This is a genomic window from Streptomyces sp. NPDC002088 (genome assembly GCF_040296605.1).
In the GTDB taxonomy this organism is placed as follows: Bacteria; Actinomycetota; Actinomycetes; order Streptomycetales; family Streptomycetaceae; genus Streptomyces.
Genome location: NZ_JBEOXO010000022.1, coordinates 20,423 through 46,961, shown reverse-complemented (window position 1 = coordinate 46,961; position 26,539 = coordinate 20,423). Strand labels below are relative to the sequence as shown.

The following is a 26,539-nucleotide window of genomic DNA, read 5'->3' as shown; positions in this document are numbered from 1 at the left end:
GCACCCCGGACTGAAAACGAGCCCTGAGGGCGTTGCACCCCTCAGGGCTCATGGACAAGGGGGTGCGGGGCGATGGCCGAGCAGGCGATGTGGACACGGCCGGGGCTCGGCCGCAGCGGCCCGCCCCGACCCGCTCGACGGTCATCACGTACGTCAACCCGGCGGTCGCGGTGGCGGTCGGGGCGCTCTTCCTGGACGAACGCCTCACGGCAGGCATCGTGTCCGCCTTTCTCCTGATCCTGGCGGGCTCAGTACTGGCGACGGCGGCCGGACCGAAGAAGGACTCGGACTCCGGCCCGGTGCTGCGCCGACCCGGGGGAGGCAGCACCCGACAGCGGCGGCTGCGCCGCGGGCCGGACACCTGGCCGGACCGAGACGAGGCTCGCGCCCGGTAACATGGTCCACACGGCAGACGAGCCGGGCGGACGGCCGCGTGGAGTGCCCCTAAGGCACTTCCCGAGGAACGTCCGGGCTCCACAGGGCAGGGTGATGGCTAACGGCCACCCGGGGTGACCCGCGGGACAGTGCCACAGAAAACAAACCGCCGAGAGCTCCGGCTCTCGGTAAGGGTGAAACGGTGGTGTAAGAGACCACCAGTGCCCAGGGCGACCTGGGCAGCTAGGTAAACCCCACCCGGAGCAAGGTCAAAAGGAAACACCCCGGTGTTTCTGCGCGGACGTTCGAGGGCTGCCCGCCCGAGTCCGCGGGTAGACCGCACGAGGCCGGCGGCAACGCTGGCCCTAGATGGATGGCCGTCTCCCCGGCCGCCGCGAGGCGACCGGGCGACAGAACCCGGCGTATAGCCCGACTCGTCTGCCTTCTCCAAGTAGGAGCAGGTCTCCGTGCACGTGAGAAGCCCGTCGTCGACCCTGTCGATCACGATCGCCGCCTTCCACAATCAGCGTGCCGCTTCCGCCTCCGCCTCCGTCTCCGGTGCCGGAACGGCCCCGATTGAGGGCTGAGCGGCGGACGCGGAAGCAGCGAGCACAGGGTGAGGAAGACCGATCTCCGCCCACACGACCTTGCCGGACGGCGGCCATGGATCACTGCCCCACCGGGCGGCCAGGGCGTCTACGAGCAGCAGCCCGCGCCCCGTCTCGTCGGTGGTACTCGCAGCACGACGGGCCAGGGCCAAGCGGTCGCCTCGTGAGTCGGCAACTTCGATACGGAGCGTGTCCGACGCCTCGACAGTGAGCATGAGCCGGAACCCGCGCCCCTTCACGCGCCCGTGCGCGACAGCATTCGCCGCCAACTCGGCGACGACCAGCGCCGCGGAATCGCTCACCGTGCAGGTCGGCGGCCAGCCCCATTCGTCGAGTTGCTGCACAGCCAGGAACCGAGCAAGGCGGGCGCCGCGAGGCGTGGCGCTGAGGAGTTGGGCGAAGTGGTGGGTGGAAATTTCTGACTTCATGTCACTGAGCGTGGCCGCCCCGCTCTACCCTGACCAGGGAATCCTTCGGTACGCAGGGTGTGTGTACCGGTAGGGACGGTGTCCTGTACGGGGTGTCGGCCGTGACCTGGTGGGGGCGTGTTGTTCGGCAAGGTGGGTGTTGAAGTGACGGTGACGGAACAGCAGGACACGCACGACGAGGGCGAGCAGGCCAGCGACCTGAACCGAGCAATCGGCAAGCAGGTCAGGGTACTTCGGGAGCGGGCGGGGCTCACTCAGAGGGAGATGGGCGACCAGCTCGGATACAGCGAGGACCTGATTTCGTCGCTTGAGCGGGGGAGGCGGACGCCGCAACGGGAGTTCCTGGAGTCGGCTGATGAACTGCTCAACGCCGACGGGTTGTTGAAGGCCACGATCGAGGATGTGGAGCAGGCCAAGGCGAGGGCGAGGGTGAGACACCCAGCTTGGTTCAAGGATTATGCGCGCTTGGAGCGCGAAGCGGTCGAGATCAACTTCTACAACAACCACGACGTCCCAGGTCTTTTGCAGACGGAGCGGCGGACCCGAGCGCTGTACGAGATGCGTAAGCCGTTGCTGGACGAGGAGACCATCGAGCAGCGGGTGACCTCTCGGATGGCTCGTCAGGTGATCCTGCCCAGTTGGCCTCCGCCCATGGTTACCGCCGTCATTGAGGAGGTGGTGTTGCGGCGCCCCCTTGGCGGGCGGGAGATCCACAGGGAACAGCTGGAACACCTGCTCAAGCTCGGACGCATGCGGAACGTGGAGCTCCAGGTGATGCCGACGGACCGCAATGAGCATGCGGGGATGGGCGGTTCGTTCGTGCTCCTCACGCCGAAGGGGAAAGCCCAGCTGGGATACACCGAGGCGCAGAACTCCAGCCGACTGATCACGGACCCTGAAGAAGTACGTATCCTGGCCGCACGGTACGGCAGCATCAGGGCCCAGGCTCTCACCATGCGGGAGTCCCTCGCCCTGATCGAGGACTTGCTGGGGGCACAATGAGCACTGCGGAACCCGCGCGACTTGCCTGGTTCAAGAGCAGCTACAGCGGCAACGAGGGCGGCGAGTGCCTTGAAGCCGCCGTCACCGCCGACACCATCCACGTCCGCGACTCCAAGGCCCCCACGCGCGCCCAACTCACCTTCCGACGCCCGGAGTGGGCCGCCTTTGTGGACTTCGCGGCCGGACACTGACGTACACGTGGGGCTACGAACGAGCGGTTCGTAGCCCCACCGCATGCCCGCAGATCAGCTGAGTACCAACTGCTGGGCCCAGAGTGACTGTCCGCCGCGCGGCAACGGCCTCCGAAGCCGTGTGCGCAGGTTCGAATCCTGCCGGGGCACCCTTCATGAGGCCATGTTGGACGCCGATGCCCGCGACGAGCCATGGGATTGGTTCCACGAGCGCCGCGTCATCACTCGTTCAGGGCTCCTAGGCGCAGCACCCTGCGCAGTGAAGGTCACCCGGTCCAGCATCCGCGTCGCTTGGACAGTCCGCCCCTCCTGCTTCCTCCCACTCTCGCGGACCACGAAGGAGCCGAACCTCCAGCTTGTGCGCACGACTTCAAGGCTTGCCCCGCGGCCGCCACTAAACACCGGTATCGAAGATCGTCGATGCTCACACTCCGCCCTACGCCCGGAAAAGCTCTACCTGCCGCAAGTCCCGAATTGGAGTCGGCGAGCTAAGCCTGTTGACCAAGTAACGAAAGCGCCGCCAGTCGACCTGCAATCCCTACCTCACGTCTTGCTCAGAAAACGCCCGGAAGCTAGGCCTCCACCTTCGCGTCCTGACATGATCTCGACAGCCGCCGGGGGAATTGATTTCACTGTGCGGTACTCCCCTGACCAAGGAGAATGTCATGCGCACGCCTAAGATCCTGATTCCAGTGCTCGCCGTGGCCGCGTTGGCGGCTGCCAGCCCTGCCTTCGCGGCCGACCCCACTTCTGCCCCGACGGACACCCCTGTTGTGGGGACCGCTCCCCCCTCCCAACCGGAGGAGACGGACCTCGTCGAGGGCGCCCCCGAAACGGCCGCACCTGCACCGTCCGACAGCACCTCATCGGATGACGACCTCAACGCGCCAACGTCCAAGCCGAGTGACAAGCCGGACGCTAGTACCTGCTCGGACGGCTGGTACTACTACCCCACGAGCAAGGACAAGGACTACCACAAAGGCGTTGGCGCCGAGCAGGCGAACTACAACGGCACATCTCGAACCGCGAAGTCGACGTTCGTCTCTGAAGTGTCGGGCACCGTCGGCATAGCCGTCAGCGGTGAACTCAAGGTGGAAGGCAACGCGGCAGTTGTCAAGATCGAAGGCAAGTTCGGCGTCAACGTCTCCGCATCACTCACCGCCAAGATCGGCAACACCATCAGCGTAGACACCCCGTCCCGCAAGACGACCTACGCCCGCTACGGCGTGTACCGCCTCAAGAGCTACGGCTACAGCCAGTACACGCACCTCAACTGCACCAAGGGCGCAAAGAAGAACGTCACCATCTACACGCCGCACCGCATCGGCTGGGCAATCTGGGAGGGGTGACATGTCCCATCGGACTCTTGCAGGCCTGAGCATTGCCTGTATCGCGATGCTCGCGCCCGTCACGGCATGCACATCCGACACCGCGGGCGCCAAACGGTCCGCGCCCCCCACGCACTCGTCCGAACCAACCCCTGCTACGGCAACCGCATCCCCCAGCACAACACAGCCCTCTGTCCAACAGCCCCCTGAACTCGACGATGGCGAAACACTCGCCGGCCGTCAGAGCGCGACCAACGGCAACGCCAGCCTCGAGTTCAGCAAGGGCAGAAAAGGCGACGCCCTCATCGTCGCGGTGCGCTGCCAGGGCCAGGGGAAGATCAAGGTGGCGCTGCCATCCGTCCACGTCTCCTTCCCCCTGGAGTGCGTCGCAGGCCAAGTCAGCACCACCTACAACCAGGTAGCCGTCAGCGGTGTGGACCGTAGCGGCACCGTATCCGTCACAGCCCCTGCGGCCGTCCGCTGGTCCATAACCATCGGACGCGGCGCCCCGGCTGAGGAAGAGTCACCGGGATCAAGCGGATCCGCAACTGCCTCATAGATGAGGGACAGCATTCACCAGCTGCATTGAGTGAGACGCACATTGGGCCCGGCCTCCATTTGAGGCCGGGCCTCCATGTTCCCCGCCTCAGAACGCCTGCCCCTGGGTGGGTACACGGCAAGATGTGCTCTCACCTCTGAGGCAAGCAGCACCAACCGGGGATCGACGTGTCAGGTGCCAACCAGATCCAGACAAACCCCACGCGCACGCATGAGTTACAACCTTCTCTACTGGTTCAAGGCGGCTCGCTCCGCTCCCCGCGCGCGGCCCGACCCCCGGCCGGGCTGCAGCGGATGGCCACGCTGAGTGATGATCTCCCGACCCCTCTCGATGTCGATCCCTTCGATGTTTTTGGGGAGAGGATCGGTCAGGTCATGGGTGCACGCGAAGGGATCACCGCCTGACTGCGCGGTGAGATCTACGAGTTCGTAACAGGATCACGAGTGGGCCTTCTTGAGGCGCCTCCAGCAGATCAGGCTGCAGGCCAACGAGACGAAGGCGTTGTGGAGTTCGAGGCGCCGTCCCATCGGATGGCAAGGCGTTTGAACTGGTGGAGCAGGGCGAAGGCCTGCTCGACGACGTAGCGGAGCTTGCCCAGGCGTGAGCTGTGCGAGGACGCCCAGCGCGGACAGCCCAGACAGCGGTGCCCTTGCCAGACACGTGCCAGATCGTGCGGGGAACTACGGGGAACACTGGGGTATGAGCGACCAGCACAGCCAGGCTCCGGACCACTCCGTCGCAGCTCAGAAACGGGACCCGCTCCAAAGCCCCCAAGCTGAGAGCGCGAGGTGCTCGCAGCCGCGCCGGGCTGGCCGTCGTATAGAGCACGAATGCCGTCTGGCTCTCTGCCTACTGGCAACATGACGGGCCTTGCCACACAGTGGCGACAAGTTGGTCACAAATACGCAAACCTGCGCCTCGCCAGCTCAAGCGGCTATGAGATGTCATCTCCGGCTCTCACACGACGTCCGTGTCGTCGAGCCACGCCCGTGGATCCCCTTCCCCCGCAAAGGACTGCGAAGATGACTCAGTCCGGAGCAGTGGTCCTGACCAAGGACTCGCCTACGGTCTCGTTGGACAAGCACGCGGTGACTTCGGGGCTGATCCGGGTCAACCTGAACTGGACCTCACCTCGGGCAGCGGCGGAGCGGGAAGCCCAGGAAGTAAGTGGTGGTTGGTTCCGGAGGATGCGGGCCTCCTTGCGGGCGAGCGCAGCTAAGGATGTGGATCTCGATCTGGGCTGCATGATCAGATGCAGCGATGGCAGCAAGACTGTGGTGCAGGCTCTCGGCAACGCGTTCGGCGCTGTGGATCGCTTCCCCTACGTCGCGTTAGACGCGGACGATCGGAGCGGCACCCGAACCGCAGGCGAGAACCTGGTGATCAATCTCGACCACCAAGCTGAGTTCTCAAAGCTCCTGCTCTTCGTCTACATCTACCGCGGTTCCGGGGACTTCCGCGGGCTCGACGCAGTAGTGACCCTCACTTCTGATCGCGGCGACTGCTTTGAGGTGCGCCTCGATGAATGCCCGCCGCAGGGCCACGCATGTGCGATTGCCTTGATCAAGCGCCAAAAGGGGGAGCTCGTCGTGGGGCGCGAGGTGAGATGGTTCACCCCGCAGGATGGCCCTGCCATCCAAGACGTAATCTCGCGAGCCTATCGGCTCGGCATGAAGTGGACACCCGGACAGAAGTAGCTCGTCAGAAGCCCGGGAGGAGAGCTCCATGGCGGAGAAGGAAACGGCGATCCGCGCCCTGGCACAGCTCGCTGAGCACGCGCATTGGGTACGGGAGTGGCCTGACAAGCCGACTTGGCGCGACCGGCTCCGCCGATGGGCATCTCCCGAGTCCTACCGCTTCGACCGGACCGCCATCCCGCCGAGGCCGTGGATCGACCGGCCCGCCGGCTACTACGAGCGGACAGGCTGGCGGATCCGATCGGCCTACTTCAGATCCGACCTGGCTTTCGAGGTCGAGTACGTGGTCTGCGATCTCTGCGAGATCGGCTGGGTGGAAGCGCCTACATCCTACGAGGGCTACAAGCGCTGCGGCCTCGCCTCAGCCGCCCTCCGGTCTCTGCGCCTCGCCTACCCCGGAATCCAGTGGCACACGGCAGGCGGGCACTTCCGCGAGTCCGAGCCCTTCTGGGATTCCGTCAGCGTTGACGTTCCCGGCAACTACACCCAGCGGGCACGGTGCCACCACATCGAACCCCAACGAGCGCAGTGAGTGTGAGCACGACCTCATACCAGGAAGTAGACAAGGGCCTCTGCTGAAGCAGTCCGGAGACGCGGGCCGCACCACAAGCGCACCAGAACGAGCGGGGAACAGCGGGGAATCACGGTGAAAGCAGCCGGGCCCGACGCTGCCGCAGCTCGGCCGTTCAACCAGGTCAGCGGCCTAACCAGCCCCAAATGACCGCAGCTTCCCAAACTGCGGGCCTTGAGAACGGGCAGCAGCTTCGAGTTGCGACCACGCGCCGGCCGTCGCGGCCTGCTCTGGTCAACGGCACCGATAGCGTGGCTGAGGCCGGTGGGGGTACAGCGATGCACACGCACGCTTGGCGATCTCGCGGCGCAGGTAGATCGTGAAGTAGCGCCACAGGTCGGAGGCGTAGTTGTTCCACAGCACGGCGCCCGCGTAGTCATAGGAGTCCGGGTCGAGCTGGGTCCCCAACCCGGGTGCGTCCTCGGCGTGGCGGGTGCCACAACGGCAGGGCCGGTTGCCATGCCGGTTGTGGACCGGGTCGAGCGAGGGCAGGTCAGGGTGGCGAAGACCCGGGGGTGGTCCCGGATCGTGTGCGGGGTTCCCCTGTCGACGAGGCCGGCGCGGATGAGGTGGTAGTGGGCTCCCATCCCGTCCACCATCGACCCAGGCAGAGCCGAGCAGACGTGGCCCGTGGCGTCCAGGTCGTTCGTACAGTGGCGCGCTCCACCTGGACGCCATGAACCACGCCCGCTCCACGGTGTGTGGGTCGACGGCGGACGGGATGAGAGCTGGGGTGGGTGGTGGACTGAGGTTAGCCGCAGAACTCCTTCAGTCGCCCCCACAGCCCAGCCGCGTCCTCAATGTCCTGCTCACCGGCGAGGAGGTACTTCCACATGACCCCTTGAACCTGCGGGGAGGAGTTGGCTGTATTGGCCCACTTCTTCGCTGCGCGCCGTTTGGCCTGGACCTCCGCAGTCGACATGTCCTTGTCGCTCTTCGTCTCCACGAGCCAGCCGACGCGTTTCCCGTCGATCTCCTCGATGACGACGAAGTCCGGGTTGTAGTTCCGGCCGTCCGTGGTCCACTGGATCGGCACATCGTTGTTGTGCAGGCGCGCCCAGACGACGACAGAGCTGCTGCTGTCGATCAGACCGGCCGCCTGGAACTCGGGAGTGCTGTCGAACCAGGCGTGGCTGTATAGGTTCTTCTGCCATCCGTTGAACGCCAGAGCCTTGTCGAACGTGCCGTCTGCGTGTCCAGCTTCCTGTTTCCGCTGCGCTTTGCGGGTCTTGTCGATCGCCAGCCATTCGACATCGTCGGTGTATGTGATCTGGGTGGGGTTGAAGTCCCGGAGTGTCTTGCTGATCTGCCTGGCGAGTCGCTGCCCGCATACCTCGACGAAGGCCGACAGTAATTCCTGGACCTCGTCGCCCATGGCCTCGATGACGCAGTCGACGATCCTCTCTGCGGCCCCGAGTTCGTTCTTACGGTTCGGCACGTCCTTGGCCGACATGACGCGGCGGATGAGTTCCTTGCGGGTCTCCGAGAGCGGGATGTCCAGGGGCAGAGCGGCCTTTATCGAGTCTCGGGCTGTCTCCGCGCGGACCTGGGCCTTTTGCCAGTTGTGGCTCGCGGACAACTTGGTGCGGCGCAGATCATCGGAGTGCTCGGTGGCCAGAGCCCGCCCGAGGCGCTGGAACGGCCCGTAGTCCTCCGGATCGATGTCGTTCAGGCTGACCGTTGTCGGCTGGGATACGGACATGAGCCGGGGGATCACGATCGGCTCCCGGTCCGGCAGCGGCGGGTACTCGATGATCGTGTCGGACTGCGCGTCCTTCTTCGCCTGGCGTGCCCGGCTCTCTTGGTCCACGATCTCGACGATGGGAGCTGCGGCTGCCGATCCCGGGGCTGACTTGAGATTGCCCGGCTCTGGCGACAACAAGAACCCTTCGCTGATTGCAGGTTCTCCGGTCTGAGCCGGTTCGGAAGGCCGAGGAGCCGGGATGACCGGGCCGGGCGCGGGGATTGCCGTCTGGCGGACCTCCAAGCTGCCGTCGGCCGCTCGCCGTAGGTGCGCGTAGGTGCCGTAGTCGATGAACGCCTCGTTGAGGACGCTGCGCTTCTTGAGCAGGTCACCGTACTTCTCGTGGGCCAGGACCTCTAGGGTGTCGAGGAACTCCACCTGTGTGTAGCGCCCGAAGGGGAGCCGCATGCCGCGGCCGAGGGTCTGCTCGGTCAGCACCGTGGAGACGGAGGCGCGCATGGATGCGATGACGTAGACGTTCTTGACGTCCCAGCCTTCCTTGAGCATCCCTATGCTGATGATGATTCGCACGGGCGAGTTGGGTTCCTCTACCGCCTGCAGGTCAGCGAGGGCCTTCTCCTTCTCGTCGCCTTTCAGCTTCGAGTGCACGAGCAACGTCTTGCCGACCCAGGCGCCGGCATCGAAGGAGCTGGAGTCAAGGACTTCCTGGTACTCCCTCGCCTCTTCAATTGTCCCGGCGATGACCAGCATGACCGGGTTCACCGGCGGTAGGTCATGCTCGGTGCAGTACGCGTCGGCCGCTGCGCCCTTGTACCGCAGAAGGTTGACGCCATCGAGGAGCTTGGTCTCCGTGTCGGTGCGGTCGTCACGGCGCGCGACCATCACCGGGGTCTTGACCAGTTCGTCCGCGATGGCTGCAGCGAGCGGATACCTGAATGCGACCAGGTCCTCGTCGGCCCTGACCGGTGTGGCGGTCAGGCCGACCACGAGTTGCGGCTTGAGGTCGGTGAGGGTCCGGGAGAACGCCGGTCCGCGGTAACAGTGGTGCTCATCGGCAAGGATCACCAGGTCGTCGAGACGGGCGAGACGTTCGAAGAACGAGGCGCCTAGGTTCTCGGAGTGGACATGGGTGGCGCGGCCCTCGCCCGTGGACGTGGTCAGCGCCTGAACAGTGAAGATGTACAGCTTGATGACACTCGCGTCGTCCATGGCGACCCTGGTGGCCGGCGCGTTGAAATTGTCGGCGGTGACGACGTACGGGTCCGAGCGCATCACGGGCCGCAGTGACTTGGGGTTGCCGGGCGTGAAGTTCTGGACCGACTTGTCACGGATGGTGCGGCCGGGTGCCAGCAGTAGGAAGTTCCGTGCCGGACTCTCGGCGCCTGCCAGGTACTCCATGAGTCCGGCCATCACATAGGTCTTCCCGACACCGGTCGCCGAGTCGACGATGCATTCGAAGGGGCCGTTGATCTCCTGGACGTCGTAGTGATCGGAGGCGCGGAGGACCACCGACTCGATGGCCTTGCGGTTGGGCTCACGCAGGTCGAGGCGGTGCGCTACCTCGTTGAGGAGATCGGCCTGGAATCTCAGCTCCCCCATCAGGCACTCTCCCTCTCGGCCCCTGCGGCGGCGGAGTCGCTCGTCTCCGTGGCGGTACGGGGTGACGGTACGGTTCGGCCAGCCCCGAACGGGGCCTTCGAGGCGGACGTGCGGCGGTAGTTGTCCAAGACTTTGTCCGGGATCAGTTCGAGCTTGGAGCCGGGTCGATCAACCCTCAGTGTCTCGGTTGCTTCGCTGTCGATCTGGGTGGCCCAGATCTCGACGACCTCGCCCTCAGGCAATCGGTCGAGGACGGACGCGATGGTCCCTTTCCCGACCATCCCGTCGATCACGAGATAGCGGGTGCGGCCCTGGCGGCCGGCGAAGATGTCGTCAGGTTCGTAGGACACGGACAGTTGAGCGCACATCGCCTCGGCGAGCGCCCCCTGGGTTGCCCAGTCGGCGAGCACGACGATGCCGGCGACCTCCTCGAACATGGACTCCCCGACGCGCAGGTGCGTGAAGCCGCCGCCCCCATGCCAGTTCAGGGTCGTGACGTTCTTGGTCTTGGTAGCGGCCTTCAACGCCTTGATGGTCTTCTCGTCGAGGTCGGTCGAGTTCGCCTTGGTCACTTTGCTGAGCACCCGGTTGAACTCCTGCGCGTCCTCCGGAGAGACCCCTTCGGGTAGCTCCATGTCGTCTTCACCGTCACCGGCAACCGCGGCTATTCGCTCGGTGATGCTGGTGACGCCTCCGGGATCCTCTCCGTTAACGACCTTCGTCAGGCGAGGAAGCAGGAACCGGCTCACGTTGGAGGAGAGCAGCTCACAGGTCACCCACCGGCGTCCCATCTTGTGGGCGACCGCCGCCGTTGTGCCGGATCCACCAAAGCAGTCCAAAACGATGTCGCCTGGGAGCGACCCGATATGAACAATGCGGGCGATCAGCTGCTCAGGCTTGGGGGTGGCGAACGGGTGCTCGTCCGGGAAGAGAGCCCTGACCTCGTTCTTCCCGCGCATATTGCCGCCGACCTCGCTGCCCAGCCACAAGGTTTCCGGTACCCGACCCTTATCCTCGAGGTGCTTCTTACGCTGGATCTGCTCCCCAAGGCCGAGCATGACGAGGTCCGGCCAGTGACCGGCGTCGTACCGCGCCCTGGCCTGCGCGGCAGCCTCATCGAGCGGTATGGACAGCATGATCGCGGGGACCCCGGGCCTTACCTCGTTCGGTGTAATTCCGCATCTCCGGGCCCGCTCCACCTCGTCGCCGATGTCGCGAAGTTCATACGGTGCATATTGGGATAGCTGTTCGAGCATCCATGACTGCGCCTTAGCCCAGTGGCGGCCCTCCCGCGGATACATCTTCTTCCCGGTGACCGGGTGCTCGATCGCGTAGACCATCGACTGGTGTGTAGCAGCGCCGCTTGCCGTTGCGTTGTCGTCGCGCCACAGGATCGGGTCTCCGTCCCGGGACTTGTAGCGGGACGTGTTCGAGACGGCAAGCCTCGGCATGCGGTTGGGGGTCCAGGACTCGCTCTTGCGGTATACGAGGATGGTGTCCTGCGACGTCGAGAGCCGCTTGGTGTCGTTCTTGGGCGAGTCAGCCTTCTGCCAGGCGACTTCCGCGACGAAGTTGTGCTCGCCCAGCTCCTCATCCAGGACCACGCGGCAACGGTGGGACTCCGTGTGGTCCAGATGGACCCACACGGAGCCGTCCTCGGCCAGCAGTGGCCTGATCTGGCGGATGCGGTCTCTGAGCAGGGTGAGCCAGATCGAATGCGCGATGCTGTCCTCGTAGTGCGCGAACGCCTGACCGGTGTTGAACGGCGGATCAATGTAGACCAGCTTCACCTTGCCGAGATACCGGTCGGCGTAGGCCGGGATCTTCGCCAGGGCGTCAAGGACGTGCATGGCGTCGCCGGTGACGAGGAGATTGTCTTCGGTCGGCTCCGGTAACTCCGCCGGCCGCTCCTGGGGCGTGGCGGCCGCGAACCGACTGACCTCGTGGAGCAACCGGACCTCGGAGACGCGGTAGTCCGACGAGTCGACGAATGAGTAGTCATACCTGCCGTCACCCGTGGACAGGAGAGTCTTGTCCTTGTCCGTCCAGGTCAGTTCAAGTCGCCCTTGGTGACGGGGCGTCAATATTGATGCCATGCAGCGTCCTTGAGGATCGAGTCGTGATCTCATCCTGGCGTAAAGATCGTGCTGGGTATACAGGAATCATCGCGTCCACTCGAAGATCCCCGTTCTGCTGATCCGAGTGACCTGCCTGCTCGCGTCGAACGTGACTCCGCGCTCAGGTACGGCGGTTGGACTTCACCGGGACGTTTCTGAGGCTCATCGGCGTCCTTCAAGGCGGTTGTCGGCGAGGGGGCTGCGGCCGGTGGCGAGCTGGTCGGGGTCGGCGAGTTCGAAGCGGCCGTCGGCAAGGCCCGTTCCGCGCTGGATGCGGTGCGCGATGCTTGCAAGACTCGGACCGTCTGCCGGGAGGCGTCGAAGAAGCCCGCCAACGACCGGATCTAGGCGGAGCGTTGGGCGGTCTTGACCCAAGAAGCCTACGCGCTGTTCAGCGGCGCCCCACACGACGACGCGGGTACCACCGAACACTTCACCTGGTCGCGGGTGGACGCCGTAGCCGCTGTAGCGACAGCTGCCGGGCTACTCGCCCGTTTGGAGGACCTGCCCCAACGGGCGCTGCAGCCATCAGGCAACCTGGGACAGCAGTCGCCCTCAACCGTCTGGCGTGCCGCGGACCATCTGTGGACGGGGAATCACTCAACAGGCCATGGGGGGACCCGTGACCTGCGGGAATCCTGAACAGTGCAGGGCCCTCCGGAGCTGTATGCACGTTCCAGTCCTGCCGGGGCACTCCTTCCAACGTCCCCCAAGACCCGTCACCAGTGGAAATGCTGGGGTCGGACCCTCGCGTCTCGGAGAGCCTGTGCCGTCGGAAGCGGCGGTCCTGTCTGCCGCAGTTCAGCGGGTACCTAATGCGAGCCTGGTTCGATGACCACTTCCGCACATACAGAAGGACTACGTGAGTGCCAGTGCCTCGACCCCGGATGCCGGGTGTATGAGCGACCGTAGTTTCTCGCGTGTCTCCGGGTCCGTCGAGTAGACGATCGTGCCGATCATGCCTCGGACACCATCAGTGCCGAGGAGGCGGGCCGTGGCCTGCTTCTCGTATCGGCGCTCGCCACCCGCTGGGACTGGCACCCGCGTCCGGACGGGCCGGGCAAGACGGTCTGGGCGGAGTGTGCGCTGATGACGCGGTGCCCGTAACCAGGCGTGTCCGGGCTGCGCCGCACACGCTGGACGGGTACGTACCCGTACCCGTACTCTGGTGGTACCTGTACGAGGAGGCCTCCGTGTCCGACGCCAACATCCGCATCCCCGCCGAGGCCCGCGACCGGCTCGCCCGGATAGCTTCCTCCGAAGGCATGTCCCTGCGGGGCTATCTTTCCCACCTTGCCGAGACGCTGCTCACCCCCGAGGAGCGCAGCGCACGCGCGGAGTGGGCGCGGGCCGCGCTGCGGGAGTGGAACGGATACGACCCGAGTGCCAAGGAACAGGCCGCTCTGGATGCCGAGTTGGACCGGCGGCTGAGTGAGGCGGGGGCCAGGTGACCGAGGCTTTGCACGTCGTACTGGACGAGACGGCGATGGTCGCGGCCGGGAAGGGCAATCTGCTCGCCTCCCGGTTGATCCACCGCGCTCACGCCGAGGCGGGCTGGTTTCTCTATGCCCCGGCGTGTGCGTTGGTCGAAGCCGACCGGGTGCGGCCCGGCACCGCCGAACATCTCGCCGCGCTGCCCGGCATCACGGTCCTCGAGCTGGATCTTCCGGCCGTGCTCGCCGTGGCCCGCGACACGTCCTGGGCCCCCGCCCACACGCGTCACGCCGCCGAGCCCACGGCCGAACGCCCGAACGGGGCCGTGGTGGCCACCACCGACCCCGAGGCCTGGAGGGGGCAGCCCGTCAGAGTCATCGACCTCAGTCCCTGAACCGTCCCGATCACGTCGAACCAGGGCTGGACCTGCTCCTCCAGCCTAGGGCTGCGGGCCGGTAGCGGTCAGCCATCCGCCGACCTCGTCCATGGCGGCGGCGAAGTCGGCGCGGTCGTGCTCCCGGAAGCTCTTGAAGAACCGGTTGGGCACGCGGGCCTGGGTGAGGCGGGTGCGCAACAGGGCGTCCTGGGCCTGACGGGCCAGCGTCAGCAGCTCCGGGACGCGTTCCGCGGGCATCCCCGAGCGGGCGTGCTCCCACATGGCCCGCAGGACCACCTGGCGGGTGTGCTCACGCACCGCCGCCGTGTCACGCTGCGCACGGTAGATGTCGACACCGAACAACAGGAGTCCGAGCGAGGGGACGAACCAGTTCATGAGCAGTTCGGCGAGGGTCATCCGGGTCGCCACGCCCACCACGACGCCCGCCACGATCCACAGGACGACACCGGCCTGCACCGTGTTCGCGTACCGTCGGCGGATCCGCGCGCCCCAGGCGAGGTTCTGCAGGATGCAGGAGAGCACGTCGAAGGGGCGGGGCAGGTCACGGATCTCGTAGTAGTTCCGCAGACGTTCCGCCGGCCCTTTGTAACGCCGCGCCAGTCGGCTCGTCTCGTCGGCGGACGGTGCGTTGCCCGCGAGTATCTCGTTCCACGGCAGGCCGTAGAGCCGGGTGTCGAACAGTTCCTGCAACAGCGCGGCCCTGCGGAACTCGTTCTCCGTCCACGCGCCGGCCGCGGCGGCGTACACGAGGGCCCACAGGAAACCGCCTGCCGTGAGCGCCGGCTGGAGGTCCGGGACGAGGACGGCGAGCACCGCTCCCGCGGCGAGGACCACGGACACGAGGACGTGCAGGGCGGCGAGTTTCTGCGCGCGCGCGTGCGAGGACTCGCCGGCGCGCAGGATGGTCAGCATCTCCTCGTCGTTCTGCCGCTCGACGATCGGCGTCGGCAACGGTCGGCTCACGTCGTCCCCCTGCTCCCCCTCGACTCCCCAGAACCCTACGCGGACGCCCCGCCGCGAGCGGTGGCGCCGGACCATGTTCCTACCCCCGAATCTCGTCGAATCTGTTTGGCTGGGGGCTCAATCCCCCTACCCTGATCGGGTGTTGTGGCCGAGGCGCCAGGTAGGGCTGCGGTCCGGAGGGGGAGACACCGATGCCGCAGGGGCTCGCTGTGCAGACCGAGCAGCACCGCCGGATCCTGCGCGAGGTCGTGGGCGTCCTGGCCGAGTCGTCGGCCCTCACCGACACGCGCGGCCGGCATCAGTGGCGGCGTGAGCTGACGCAGCTGCTGGGCGGTCAGTCCCTGGCGGAGTTCCCCACGGCGCAGCAGGAGTTCGTCGAGGCGGTGCGGGTGTGCGAGCAGCGGGCCGACGGTCTGTCGCTGCTGGTGGAAGCCACCTCGCTGGTGGCTCCGGCGCTGGAACACCGCCTGGCGCCGCTGGTGGAGGAGTTCCACGCGCTGCGGCTGTACGAATGCAGGGACTGGACGGCGCTGCGTGCCGCTCTGCTGGTGGGGCTGACGGAGCTGGACGCGACGGTCGCGCGGGTCACGGGTGGCCGGGTGCGGCTGCCCCCGTACTGCACCACTGCCTGGCAGGCGTTCCTGCATCTCTCCGGTCGCGCCGCCATGCCCGGAGTGGCGCTGTCGCCCGGCATGGTGCTGCTGGAACATCTCGCGCTCCACACCGATCTCGCCTCGCACGTGGGCGAGTTGCACGGCTGGAACGACCATTTCGCCGAGCTGTGGGATCTGGTCGACGTCGCGGGTGGCCTCAACGAGGTGCGTGCGGCGCTCGGGGACCGGCGTTCCGCGCCCGAGGAGGACGACACCGGCGGGCCGGAGGCCTCCTCCTCGCCGTCCGTGACCGACGGTCCCGACGCGTCGGCGCGGCCGGTGATAAGGCTCTACATCAAGCTCGTTCCGGACCTCACGCCGGTGCAGGGCGCCGGTCGGCGGCAGGCCCGCAAGGGGCGCCGCTACTGGGTGTCGGCCCGTGTGAAGTACGCGGAGTCCCCGGAGTTGCATCACGCCAAGGAGGGCGAGGCCCAGCAGGCTGTGTCCCGGGCGCAGGTGCCGGCCGCGGTGGCCCGCCTGCTCACCCGTATGTCCTCCCTGTGGCACTCGCGGGCGGAGGAGGTGGTGCTGGAGTTCTTCCTGCCCACCGAGTTGCTCAACGAGCCGGTGGAGTGGTGGGACCGCGATCCCTCACTCGCCTATCCCAACCCCCTGTTCAGCAAGTACCCGGAGATCGTCCTGCACAGCCTGGAGCGCCTTCACCGGCGGGACGCCTACCAGGTCTGGCGGCTGCGCTGGGCACGGTGGAAGGGCGCGCCCGGCAACGAGGACGCCATTCACTGGTGCGAACAGGCGGGACGCGCGGTGAACGACCATCTGGAGCGGCTGGACGCGGCCATCGGCGCGAAGAAGGATGTCGTCGCCATGGTGCTGAGCGAACCCCCGGCCACCGGCAACGGGGCCGGCCTGGGGGAAGTTCGCGTGGGTATCGATCTGGGCATTCCTGTCTTCATACACCACCGTGACGCGACGTCCGTGCAGTTCCATGGAATGGTCAGGGACGGCCTGGCCGAAGGCGGTCTGGCAGGCCTTCCGTTCTATACCCGACAGTGGAAGAGCGACTCGACAGCGCGTGCTGATGGCAGTGCGCGGGACCCGGCCCAGCACCTGTGCGTCGTCTGGGACGATCCCGAGCAACTGCTGGACGGTGGTGCGGGCGCGCCTGTCGCGTTCATAGGGGGGATCGAATGAGTCCATCGTCTCAGGCAGGGTTATCGGCAGCCAACGGACGCCTCCCGGGCCGGCCGTTGTACTCCGGAACCGGTGTCGCGTACGAGGACACCACCCCGTACGAGGAGCGCGCGTGGCCGCCGGGTCCGCGCTGGCGGTCGTTCGACGGCGGGCCCGTCCAGTCCCGGCCGCCCGAGGACGGGGAGGCGGACCGGCGGCTGGGTCCGGCCTCGGCGACGCGGCGTCCGCCGGCCGCGGAGGTGCGCCTGGTCAACGCCGCGATCCTGCTGCGCCGTCCGCTGCTGGTGACGGGCCGTCCGGGCGTCGGGAAGTCGGCACTGGCCTTCCGTCTCGCCCGTGAACTGGGCCTGGGACGCGTGCTGCAGTGGCCGGTCACCAGCCGGACGACACTGGGCTCGGGGCTGTTCGAGTACGACGTCCTGGGCCGCGCCCAGGCGGGACAGGCCTGGTTCGCCGCGCAGGAACGGGCGTCGGTGCAGGAAGGCGTGGACGGCGGGGACGGCGGGGCGTCGCCGGCCCCGCTGGACATCGGCGACTTCATCCAGCTCGGTCCGCTGGGCACCGCTCTGCTGCCCCATCATCTGCCGAGAGTGCTGCTGATCGACGAGCTGGACAAGGGGGACGCCGACCTCCCCAACGACCTGCTGTCGCTGTTCGAGGACGGCTGGTTCGCCGTGCAGCCTCTCGTTCGGGTGAAGCGCCACCTGGGTGAGGTCACCGTCTACACATCGGATCCGGGCAGAACGGCGACGATTCAGGACGGAATTGTCAAGACTCGGTCGTTTCCCATCGTGATTATGACCTCCAATGGTGAACGTGAGTTCCCTGAGGCGTTTATGCGCCGATGCCTGCGCCTTGATATACCGGGCCCCGGTCCGCAGGAGCTGGCCGAGTTGGTCGCGGCGCACTTCGGCGACGGGTTGGCAGACGTGCAGGAAAGGCTCGTCCGGGAGTTCATGACACGCAGCGCTCAGGTCGACGGGCTGGCATCCGACCAACTGCTCAACGCAGCACACCTGGTCACCTCAGGCGCCTACTCCTACGGTGAGGAAGACCGCGCCGAGTGGCAGGCCATCCTCGAGGCTATTTGGCACCCGCTGAACGGAGACGGAGCGGACTGGGGTGTCTGACCGATCGCCCAAGATCAACGGTCGCGCCGCGGCCGACGGACCACCTGGGGCGTCCGTCGCCGCGGACGCCTCTGCCATGCCCGTCGGTGAGCTGCACCCACAGGAGATCGCGGACGCGCTGTGGCTGGCCGCGTACCACCCGGACATCACCGCTCACGCACCGCACGACGCCTCCCCGGTCTCGCCCGCCCCGCCGAACACCCCTGAGCACCCACCTGCCGTCCCGCCCGGCTCCGAGCAGGACGGCCGGCCGCCCCGGTTCCCCCCGCGCTCCACCGGCCACGGGTTACCCCCCGCAGCGCAGGATCCGGCAGCGCCCGAGGCAGCACCGGACGGCCGGGGATCCGCCGTCGGCGACCTCCGCCTCGGCGAAGCCGACCTGCTGCCGCTGATCCCGCACGGGGGCGACATCCCGGTGAACGGCGTCGCGGCGACCGCCCGGCCGGTCAGGGCCGTCCGCCCGCCCAAGGCCCCCGCGCCCGCCCTCGGCCGCGCCATGCGGCCGCTGCGCCGGCCCGCGCCCACCCTGCGGGCACCGCAGGTCGACCCGCACGCCACGGCCGAGCGGTTGGCCGTCGACCCAGGACTGCCCCCGGTCATGCGGGCCGGACCGGGCCCGCGCTGGAACGCGGTACTGTTCCTGGACGTCTCCCCGCGCATGGCCGTGTGGCGCGAGACGACCGACCACGTCACCCGCCTGTTCCGCCAGTACGGCGGCTTCGGCGACTACCGCCTCCTCCATCTCGACGCCACCCGGCCCGACACGGCGTCGATCCACCTGCCCGGCAGGGACCGTGGCCTCTCACCCCGGCGTCTGGTGGACCCCGGCGGCCGCACGCTCGTCTTCGTCATCACCGACGGTCTGGGCCCGGCCTGGCAGTCCGGCGCCGTCCAGCGGCACCTGGCGTCCTGGGGCCGGCACCAGCCGACGGTCGTCCTCGACGTACTGCCCCAACATCTTTGGTACCGCAGCGCGTTGCACCGGGTCGACCGCGTCCGGCTGCACTCGTCCGGGCCCTGGCCCGCCCGCCCGTCCTGGGAGTACGTCGACCCCTCGGGCCGGACCGAGGCACGCGGGCAGCACACCGTCGTCCCGGTCCTGGAACTGTCCGAGCGGTGGCTGGCGCCGTGGACGGAGTTCCTCACCGGCGTGGGTCCGCGATGGACCGAGGTGGCCGCCCTGGTGCTGCCCCGAACGGCGCGCGGGGCCCCCGTGCCCCCGCGCGAGCCCCGCGCCAAGAGCGCGGTGGAACGCGTCGCCCTGTTCCGTGTGTGGGCCTCCCCCGACTCGTTCCAGCTCGCCACCCGCCTGGCGACCGCCCCGCTGGACCTGCGGGTCATGACCGAGCTCCAGCGGCGCACCATGCCGCGCACCGGCCCCGAGCACCTGGCCGAGTTCCTCATGAGCGACCTGGTGGCCGCCGATCCGGAATCCGCCGAGGGGCTTTTCTCCTTTCACCCCGGTGTGCGCGAGGAAGTGCTGGCCGCGAGCAGTCGGCAGGCGACCGAGGTGGCGACAAAAGCGGCGGCCGAGTTACTGGCGCCGCACAGCGGTGCCGCCCGGGAGATGCTCGCATACCTGGAAGGAGCAACCGCTTCCCGGCCGCAGGTGACCGAGGAAAACCGTCACCTTCGCGAGATAGAACGGGCGGTTCTCCGATCGCTCTCCGGCGCACACGCACGCCGGGCCCAATTGATCGGGCAACTCATTCGGGCGCATGAGGAATCAATACAGCAGATGAGCGAATCGACACGCGGCGAGCGACCCATCGCACGACACACGGAAAGCTATGGCATAGTGACTGAACCAAACACCTCCGAGGCATTGGTGCCGGCCGAAAAGTTCGGCGGCCCTGATACTGGCACCTCTCCAGGAGACGCCACCATGGTCACGGCTTACCCCGACGCAGCGCCGCGGCAAGGCATCACTCTGAGCCGCCCCACCGATTATGCCAATGTGCGCCCGCTGGTGTGGGGAAACATGCCGCCACGGAATCTCGTCTTCACCGGACGCGACGATCTTCTGGTGAACCTGGAAAGAGAATTGCGCGGCGGCCCGACCGCTGTTCTACCGCATGCCCTTCATGGTCTCGGTGGCGTCGGAAAGTCGCAACTCGCCCAGGAATACGTCTATCGCCAGGCGAACCAGTACGACATTGTCTGGTGGATTCCCGCGGAGCGCCCCACGCAGATCGCGCAGGCGCTCGTGGAACTGGCCCACCGGCTTCATCTGCCGGTCAGCAGTGAGGCGATCACCGCGGTGCCCGCCGTGCTGGAGGCCCTGCGCACCGGAAATCCCTACAGCAAGTGGCTGTTGGTGTTCGACAACGCGGAGAGCCCGGAAGCGGTCCAGGAGTTCTTCCCGAGCATTTCGGAGAACAGTTCGGGCGGCTCCATCATCATCACGTCGCGCAATCCGCAGTGGAACACCCTCGCCCGCCCACTGGAAGTCGACGTGTTCGAGCGCGACGAGAGCATTCAGCTGCTCCAGCGCCGTAACCCCGACCTGTCCGACGACGAGGCCGACCAGCTCGCCCAGGTGCTGGGCGATCTGCCACTCGCGGTCGAGCAGGCTTCGGCTTGGCGAGCCGAGACTGGCATGCCCGCCGCCGAATACCTACGCCTGTTCGCAGAGAAACGTGCAGAACTCATGACAGTCTCCCGTCCCACGCATTACGAGCAGACCGTCGCGACGGCCTGGAACGTCTCTCTGGACCATCTCGCGAGCAAGAACCCGGCCGCGCTGCAACTGCTGCAGATCTGTGCGTACTTCGCCCCCGAGCCCATCGCCCGTTCCCTCTTCTCCGGGGCGCCGGTGCAGCCCATCGCCACGGACCTGGACCGGGCCCTGACCGACCCGCTGCGCCTGGCCCGGGCCATCCGGGAGATCAACCGGTACTCCCTGGCCAAGATCGACCACCGCAACAACAGCATCCAGATGCACCGTCTGGTGCAGGCGGTGCTCATCGCCCGTATGACGGAGGAACAGCGCGAGCGCATGCGGCACGGCGCGCACCTGCTCCTGGCGGCCAACGCCCCCCGCGACCCCCGGGATCCGGACCACTGGGCGCGCTTCGGCGACCTGTACCCGCATGTGGTGGAGTCCGGCGCGATCGAGTCGGAGGTCGGCAACGTCCGCCAGCTCGTCATCAACCTCGCCGACTACCTCTTCTACTGGGGCGACCACGAGGGCGCCCGCGAGTTCGGCCAGAGGGCGTACGAGCGGTGGCGGGAGAAGTTCGGGGACGGCGACCAGCAGACGCTGCTCCTGTGCCGCGGACTGTGGTACGTGCTGTGGCGGATCGGCCGTTACGGAGAGGCCGCCGAACTGAGCCGGCGCATGCTGGCCGCCGTGCAGGAACTGGGCTCCGACGCCGAGGAGGAGCTGCTGGCCTCGATGGGGCAGGTCGCGATCGACCGCCGCTCGGACGGTGACTTCCTGGGTGCCCTGGCCATGGCCCGCGATGTCCACGACAGGGCCGTGCGTGCCTACGGCGACGAGGACCCGCTCACCCTGGACCACACGCACAACCTCGCGGTGGCCCTGCGCGCCTGCGGCCACTACCACGAGGCGCTGGAGCTGGACGAGGCGACCTGGCGCCGCAACATCCTCGTCTACGGCGAGGAGGCCTGGGACACCCTCCTGTCGGAGATGGGCCTGGCGCTGGACCGGCGCGAAGCGGGCGACTACGCGCTCGGCGCCCGCATGTTCGAGGAGATCGTCGAGAAGTACCGCAGTGTGTTCGGTGAGACCAACCCGCACACCCTGCGCGCCCTGGCCCGGCTCGCGGTGTCCCGGCGCAAGGCCGGTGACCACGAGGGCGCCTACGAACTCAGCCTCCAGGCCAGCAAGGCGCTCACCGACCGCTACGGCGAGCGCAGCCCGGACGCCCTGGTGGCGTCCCTGAACCTGTCGGTCGACCTCAGGCAGCTGAACAACCTGGACGACGCCCTGAAACTGGGGGAGAAGACCCGGGACCTGTACACCGAGGTGTTCGGCTCGCACCACCCCGACGCCGTGGCGGCGGACATCGACCTCGCCATCACCCTGCGCCTGGTCAACCAGGTGGCGGCCGCTCGGGCTCTCAACGAGAGCGCGCTGGGCCGCGCCCGCGAGGCCCTTGGGGACGACCACCCGACGGTGCTGGTGTGCACCACCAACCTCGCCAGCGACATGTACGCCCAAGGGGACGCGGCCGGCGCGCTGGAACTGGACGAGCGCACCCTGGAGCGGGTCAAGGCCACGCTGGGCGAGCAGCATCCCACCGCGCTCGCCCTGATGAACAACATCGCCAGCGATCTGCGGGCGCTGCGCCGGACCGAGGAGGCCGAGGCCATGCACCTGGCCGCGGTGGAGGGCATGAGCGCCAAGCTCGGCGCCACGCACCCGGCCACCACGGATGCCGAGGCCTGGCGCCGCTCGAACTGCGACGCCGACCCGATGCCGTGAGGCCGCCGGGGCCGCACCGCTCGCCGTCAGGGCACGGCCACGGTGCGGCCCAGCCAGTCGGCCACGGTCACCGGGTCCGGGGCCGAGGCGCTCTTCAGCTTGATGGACGCGTAGACGTGGCGGACCAGCTCCGGGCAGGCTCCTAGTACCCGGACGGCCCACGCGTGTTCCTGTTGCCCGTGCAGCGTGCGCGCCAGCCCTGACCAGACGGCGCCGGGCGCCGGTCCGGCGTCGCTGTGCGCTCTGATCTCGGCGGTGTACAGGGCTTCCGCCGCCTGCGGCCGGCCCTCGAGCAGGTGGACGTCCGCCGGCCGCGCTCCCAGCACCAGGTCTCCCAGGGTGTCCGTGGCCCTCACCTGTGCCGCGGTGGCGGGCACCAGACGCATCCGCATGAGGACGGCCCGGGCGTCCAGGTGGCGGGCCGCGGGGTCCGGTACGAGGCGGGGTGCGGGATAGCGCCATGCCTGGTCTGGCGTGGCCGTGTGCGCGGTGCCGTCCCCCCATTCCTGCACCAGGTCGGCGACCAGGTCCGGATCGGGGACCATGTGGTGGGCGCGCCAGCTCAGCGAGTGGTCGTCGACGGCCAGTTCCGCCCAGTCGAGGGAGTCGGCCCTGACCGGTTCGTCCTGCCATTCCCGTATCGTCTCCAGGAGGCGCTCGACGAGTCTGCGGCCGAGCGTGGTCAGCTCCGGTTCCTGGACCAACCTGGGCAGGACGAGCAGGAGTTGGCGGCGGCGCAGGGCGAACTCGAAGGCGGCCAGCCCCTCTTCGTCGTAGGCGCAGCCGTTGAGCAGGTGGCCGCGCCAGAACCGTGCCACCCCGGTGAAGGCGTAGATGCCGTGCAGGACGCCGCGCAACGGGCGCGGGTCGTCGCGCCAGGGGACGTAGAAGCGGTGTGCCACGTCGGCCGCGTGCAGCGAGTACATGTGCAGGAGCGCGCTGAGCTTGCTGTGCTGTGCCTCGTGGGTGAGGACAGCGGCGAACTGGGCCGCGGCGGCGGGTTCGGCTCCGGTCGGCTGCGAGGCCGCCATGCCGCCCATGCCGTCCTCCATCGTCGCGCTGTGCCAGCGGAAGGGCCGGGCCGGGGGCAGCGGTTCGATGGAGCGCAGGCAGGCGCTGACGTCCTCGGCGCCGCTGGGGTCCACCCGGGCGAGCAACGGCCAGGCACGTTCCATGAGTTCGGTCCAGTGGCGGGCCGCTTCCTCCCATCCCGGGGCGGGCGACGGGTCCGGCCTGCCCCATGCGTCGCCCTGCACGCGGTAGGGGCCCATGTCGTGCAGTACGACGTCCCGGGGGCCGTCCGCCAGGTCCAGGGGCAGCACCTGGGGAACCCGCCAGTGCGCGGACGGTTTGGACAGGGGCTGTTCGATCCGCACGGGGTCGTGGTCGTTGCCGGCCGTGCCGCCGAGTGTCACGGTGAGGGTGCGGGCGGCGAAGGAGACGTCGGCCACCTGCCAGGCGGCGCTGTGGCCGGGCAGCACCGCGCAGCCGAGCGTGGGGAGCCAGACCCGCCCGTGCCAGGCGGGGACCCTGAGGCGGAACGGGAGTCCGGTGCGTACCGCGGCCACGGCGGCCAGGAGGTGCAGGTGGCCCACGTCCACCCAGAGCGGGGGTTCGCCGGGTTTCGGCCCGTGCCCCGGCGCTTGTAATCGCTGGAGGCAGTGGCGCAGCCAGCGCCCCGTCTCGGGCAGCAGGAGTATGTCGTCCGCTATGGCGCCGCTCTGCCGTTCGGAGGCGACGAGGAGGTCCCACGCTTCCGCCGTGTCCGACAACGGGCCCTTGGCGTCCGGGCGTTCGCTCGCCGCGGCCGTGAGCATCCCGAACAGGACCAGGCGATGGCTGCGTTCGGAGTCCCACAGGTGGGCGATGACCGCATGCCCACCCCCGCCGCCGGCCAGGAGGTCAAAGTGCCGGGGAGGAAGCCCGTGCCGTGGGGGTCCCGCTGCCGACCACCCCGAGGACATAGAGGAGCCACGCACCGATGAGCCTCCGTGGTAGCCGTCTGGGCCTCGAGGTCACAGCGCCGCACTGCTCTTGGGGTCGCCTGCGAAGACGGAGGGATTGCCGAACTCCCTCAGCAGCCGCCGCTCCACGTTCTGCCACTCGTGGCCGTTCCGATATGCCTGCACGTCTTCCAGCGTGAGCTGTGAGAGATCGAGTAGCTCCGACTCGATGATCGCCCCAGCGTGATCCATTCCCTGCGGCCCTCCCCGTCTCGGGCCGTGCGGCCCGTGGTCCTGCTCTTTCATGATGTCCCAGCGACGCGCACCCGGAAACCCCGAGTGGTGGAATAGCCCGCACACGCCCCGTTCAGCCCGCACACGTCCCCTCGTCCGTCGTGGTGCGGAAGTCGGGCATGCGCCGAAGGACACCGAGCAGCTCTTCGCGTTCCCTGGTCCCTGTGTCCACTGTCGCTATCGCCTCCCAGAGATCGCATAGTCCGCCGGGGAACGCGAGGCAGGTGTCGACCAGTCCGAGCAGTTCCACACGCAGGATGTTCGACCTCGGGATGCTGGTGGCCAGATTTCTGGGAAGCCGGCGCAGCACGGCTTCGCGGGAGTCCTTGTCGGCCACCGCGGGAACGGCCTCGAGCGCTTCCACGAGCGCCCTGCGCCGGTCCTTGTCGCCCGCGCTGCCGACGCCCTGCCGGACCACCGCGACCTGCGTGGCATGCGGTGCGCCGGGAGCCGGGAGGCGATGCGTCGGGCCGGGATCCGGCAGGCGGTCCGCCGCACCGGGATCGGACGGACGGCGCCCTGCGCCTGGACCCGGCGCGCGGTGCACTGCGCCTGGATCCGGCGGGAGTGGCTGTTGCGGTGCCGGCGGCTCGTGTGCAGGGTCCGCGGCGGGCCGGGAGACCGAGGCCGCGCCTCCGGTACGGGAGCGCAGGACCGCACCGCCCGCGTGCGCGGCGAGCAGCAGGTACCAGTCACGGGCACGGGCGCCGAGGCCGGAGAAGGTGGTGAAGGTCAGGGCGCAGGCGACGACGGACAGCAGCAGCTGGTCCGTCCACGGCTCCCGCCACTGACCCATCACCTCCTCGGCGGTGTCCCGCACGCAGTCGACGCGGCGCACCAGGTCAGGAGGAAGCCGGTCGACGTGCTCCTCGCGCGGGGCGACGACGTAGTCGATCAGTGCCTCCTCCTGTTGTCGGGGCAGCGGGCCCGTGACGAACGGTGCCAGCGCGGACAGGAGCAGCATGGCGATGTCGCACGTGAGGGCCCCGTCCGGGCGGAAGCCGCCGAGGTCGATCAGCCGGTACGCCTCCTCCAGCGGAACGTCGCGGCGCAGCGGGACGATGATGTTGTCCGTGTGCAGGTCGCCGTGGGTCAGCCCGGTGAGGACCGACATCTCGGGGTCGGGCAGTTCCGGATGCCCCGTCACCATCAGGTACGGGTTGGGCAGACGGCGGCCTGCGGCCTCGAACCACGCGTCGGCGGACCCCTCAAGACCGGCGTGCCGACGCCACGGCTCGAGCGAGCGCAGTCCTGCTCCCTCCGGGTCCGTCTCCGTGCGCAGGAACGCGGAGGCGGCCATTCGTCCGGGCTTGTGCACAGGGGTGTTCCACTCGGTCAGCAGCCCCCGCACCACGTGCGCGCACGTCCACGTGAACTCCGGTCCCCGCAGGGCGCCGAGCGGCACGGCGGCGCGCAGCGTGTCGCCCGCGACGCTCTGGAACATCAGCGCGCCGCCGCCCTTGAGGGGGAACGGGGCGAAGGCCTGCTCGACGAGATGGTCCTCCGCGAACTGCCCGGGGGACGCCCGCAACGCCCTGGTGTGCCGCCCGGGTTCCGTCCGGTGCGGTCCTTCCGGCAGCACCTTCAGGATGGCCACCCTGGGCGGGGGCGCCACTTCGAGCGCGGTCAGCACGGCTCCGGTGTGGCCCTTGCCCGGCGGCAGCCAGGACGGAAGCAGCAGGCTGACCGACTGATCGTTCAACTCCGCCCAGTCGAGCAGACCTTGGGCCGCGTCGGGGCCCAACCGGTCGATCAGCTCCGGGAAGTCAGGGACCGGGGACACATACGCCTCCTTGGACTCCCTGGGGCGCGACGGCTGCCGCACGGCACACGGCGGACACGCCTACCAGTGTTCCATGCCCGGCGGACACCGGCCAGAGTCCTTACCTGCCGGGGCGTTCGCCCGACTGACCTCCTTTTCGGCCGAGGAGACGAACGGCGGC

The 26,539-nt window shown here is 68.1% G+C and carries 18 protein-coding genes, 1 tRNA gene, 1 other RNA gene and 2 pseudogenes; 14 read left to right on the top strand and 8 right to left on the bottom strand.

Annotation, left to right across the window (positions count from 1 at the left end):
- Positions 1 to 89: 89 nt before the first annotated feature.
- Both ABT114_RS35870 and rnpB read left to right on the top strand, forming a co-directional pair.
- Complete coding sequence (locus tag ABT114_RS35870) at positions 90 to 395, top strand: hypothetical protein (RefSeq protein WP_502988447.1); 306 nt, start codon at positions 90 to 92, stop codon at positions 393 to 395.
- An 18-nt stretch (positions 396 to 413) separates the two neighbouring features.
- Positions 414 to 816, top strand: an RNA gene (gene rnpB / locus ABT114_RS35865) — RNase P RNA component class A.
- Positions 817 to 898: 82 nt separating this feature from the next.
- Here rnpB and ABT114_RS35860 read toward each other — a convergent pair.
- On the bottom strand, positions 899 to 1,411 hold the full coding sequence (locus ABT114_RS35860; protein WP_351147241.1) for an ATP-binding protein: 513 nt from the start codon (positions 1,409 to 1,411) through the stop codon (positions 899 to 901).
- A gap of 117 nt (positions 1,412 to 1,528) precedes the next feature.
- Here ABT114_RS35860 and ABT114_RS35855 point away from each other — a divergent pair, with 117 nt between their 5' ends.
- From ABT114_RS35855 to ABT114_RS35825, 6 genes are all read left to right on the top strand, one after another.
- Positions 1,529 to 2,413 (top strand): helix-turn-helix domain-containing protein, encoded by an 885-nt coding sequence (locus tag ABT114_RS35855; protein WP_502988446.1) that lies wholly within the window; start codon positions 1,529 to 1,531, stop codon positions 2,411 to 2,413.
- On the top strand, positions 2,410 to 2,604 hold the full coding sequence (locus ABT114_RS35850; protein ID WP_351147239.1) for a DUF397 domain-containing protein: 195 nt from the start codon (positions 2,410 to 2,412) through the stop codon (positions 2,602 to 2,604). Before ABT114_RS35855 ends, ABT114_RS35850 begins: the two co-directional genes overlap by 4 nt.
- Positions 2,605 to 2,637: 33 nt before the next feature.
- Positions 2,638 to 2,753, top strand: a tRNA-Arg gene (locus ABT114_RS35845).
- 516 nt (positions 2,754 to 3,269) lie between these two features.
- A complete protein-coding gene (locus tag ABT114_RS35840; RefSeq protein WP_351147237.1) occupies positions 3,270 to 3,953 on the top strand; it encodes a hypothetical protein in 684 nt (227 codons plus the stop codon).
- Positions 3,954 to 5,513: 1,560 nt separating this feature from the next.
- Positions 5,514 to 6,188 (top strand): hypothetical protein, encoded by a 675-nt coding sequence (locus ABT114_RS35830; RefSeq protein ID WP_351147235.1) that lies wholly within the window; start codon positions 5,514 to 5,516, stop codon positions 6,186 to 6,188.
- Between the two features lie 28 nt (positions 6,189 to 6,216).
- The gene (locus ABT114_RS35825) at positions 6,217 to 6,720 is read left to right on the top strand and encodes a hypothetical protein (protein ID WP_351147233.1); all 504 of its coding nucleotides are present in this window, start codon (positions 6,217 to 6,219) and stop codon (positions 6,718 to 6,720) included.
- Positions 6,721 to 7,044: 324 nt separating this feature from the next.
- Here the strand turns inward: ABT114_RS35825 and ABT114_RS35820 are convergent.
- From ABT114_RS35820 to ABT114_RS35810, 3 genes and pseudogenes are all read right to left on the bottom strand, one after another.
- Positions 7,045 to 7,343: pseudogene (locus ABT114_RS35820) on the bottom strand (replication initiator); the annotation flags it as partial.
- A gap of 167 nt (positions 7,344 to 7,510) precedes the next feature.
- On the bottom strand, positions 7,511 to 10,063 hold the full coding sequence (locus tag ABT114_RS35815; RefSeq protein WP_351147231.1) for a DEAD/DEAH box helicase family protein: 2,553 nt from the start codon (positions 10,061 to 10,063) through the stop codon (positions 7,511 to 7,513).
- Positions 10,063 to 12,159: a site-specific DNA-methyltransferase gene (locus ABT114_RS35810; protein WP_351147230.1), complete on the bottom strand. Its 2,097-nt coding sequence runs from the start codon at positions 12,157 to 12,159 to the stop codon at positions 10,063 to 10,065. Before ABT114_RS35810 ends, ABT114_RS35815 begins: the two co-directional genes overlap by 1 nt.
- A gap of 1,005 nt (positions 12,160 to 13,164) precedes the next feature.
- On the opposite strand from ABT114_RS35810, the pseudogene ABT114_RS35805 reads away from it, so the two are divergent.
- From ABT114_RS35805 to ABT114_RS35795, 3 genes and pseudogenes are all read left to right on the top strand, one after another.
- Positions 13,165 to 13,287 (top strand): annotated as a pseudogene (locus tag ABT114_RS35805) (ATP-binding protein); the annotation flags it as partial.
- An 86-nt stretch (positions 13,288 to 13,373) separates the two neighbouring features.
- A complete protein-coding gene (locus tag ABT114_RS35800) occupies positions 13,374 to 13,631 on the top strand; it encodes a hypothetical protein (protein WP_351147228.1) in 258 nt (85 codons plus the stop codon).
- On the top strand, positions 13,628 to 14,008 hold the full coding sequence (locus tag ABT114_RS35795) for a PIN domain-containing protein (protein WP_351147227.1): 381 nt from the start codon (positions 13,628 to 13,630) through the stop codon (positions 14,006 to 14,008). The genes ABT114_RS35800 and ABT114_RS35795 overlap by 4 nt, the downstream gene beginning before the upstream one ends.
- Positions 14,009 to 14,053: 45 nt before the next feature.
- Here ABT114_RS35795 and ABT114_RS35790 read toward each other — a convergent pair whose 3' ends face one another.
- Positions 14,054 to 14,974 (bottom strand): S-4TM family putative pore-forming effector, encoded by a 921-nt coding sequence (locus ABT114_RS35790; RefSeq protein WP_351147225.1) that lies wholly within the window; start codon positions 14,972 to 14,974, stop codon positions 14,054 to 14,056.
- Between the two features lie 191 nt (positions 14,975 to 15,165).
- Here ABT114_RS35790 and ABT114_RS35785 point away from each other — a divergent pair, with 191 nt between their 5' ends.
- The 3 genes from ABT114_RS35785 to fxsT are packed head-to-tail and all read left to right on the top strand — an operon-like array spanning position 15,166 to position 22,359.
- Entirely contained in the window at positions 15,166 to 16,779 is a 1,614-nt protein-coding gene (locus tag ABT114_RS35785) for a VMAP-C domain-containing protein (protein WP_351147224.1), read from the top strand.
- Between the two features lie 56 nt (positions 16,780 to 16,835).
- Complete coding sequence (locus ABT114_RS35780; protein ID WP_351147222.1) at positions 16,836 to 17,909, top strand: AAA family ATPase; 1,074 nt, start codon at positions 16,836 to 16,838, stop codon at positions 17,907 to 17,909.
- Positions 17,902 to 22,359 carry an FxSxx-COOH system tetratricopeptide repeat protein gene (fxsT, locus tag ABT114_RS35775; protein WP_351147220.1) on the top strand — a complete coding sequence of 1,486 codons (4,458 nt, stop codon included), beginning with the start codon at positions 17,902 to 17,904 and terminating at the stop codon, positions 22,357 to 22,359. Before ABT114_RS35780 ends, fxsT begins: the two co-directional genes overlap by 8 nt.
- Positions 22,360 to 22,385: 26 nt before the next feature.
- On the opposite strand, the gene ABT114_RS35770 is transcribed toward fxsT, so the two are convergent.
- The 3 genes from ABT114_RS35770 to ABT114_RS35760 all read right to left on the bottom strand — a co-directional run bounded on the left by ABT114_RS35770 (position 22,386) and on the right by ABT114_RS35760 (position 26,379).
- On the bottom strand, positions 22,386 to 24,338 hold the full coding sequence (locus ABT114_RS35770; RefSeq protein WP_351147218.1) for an HEXXH motif domain-containing protein: 1,953 nt from the start codon (positions 24,336 to 24,338) through the stop codon (positions 22,386 to 22,388).
- A gap of 36 nt (positions 24,339 to 24,374) precedes the next feature.
- Positions 24,375 to 24,554 carry a hypothetical protein gene (locus ABT114_RS35765; RefSeq protein ID WP_351147216.1) on the bottom strand — a complete coding sequence of 60 codons (180 nt, stop codon included), beginning with the start codon at positions 24,552 to 24,554 and terminating at the stop codon, positions 24,375 to 24,377.
- Positions 24,555 to 24,669: 115 nt separating this feature from the next.
- On the bottom strand, positions 24,670 to 26,379 hold the full coding sequence (locus ABT114_RS35760) for an effector-associated domain 2-containing protein (RefSeq protein WP_351147214.1): 1,710 nt from the start codon (positions 26,377 to 26,379) through the stop codon (positions 24,670 to 24,672).
- Positions 26,380 to 26,539 lie beyond the last annotated feature (160 nt).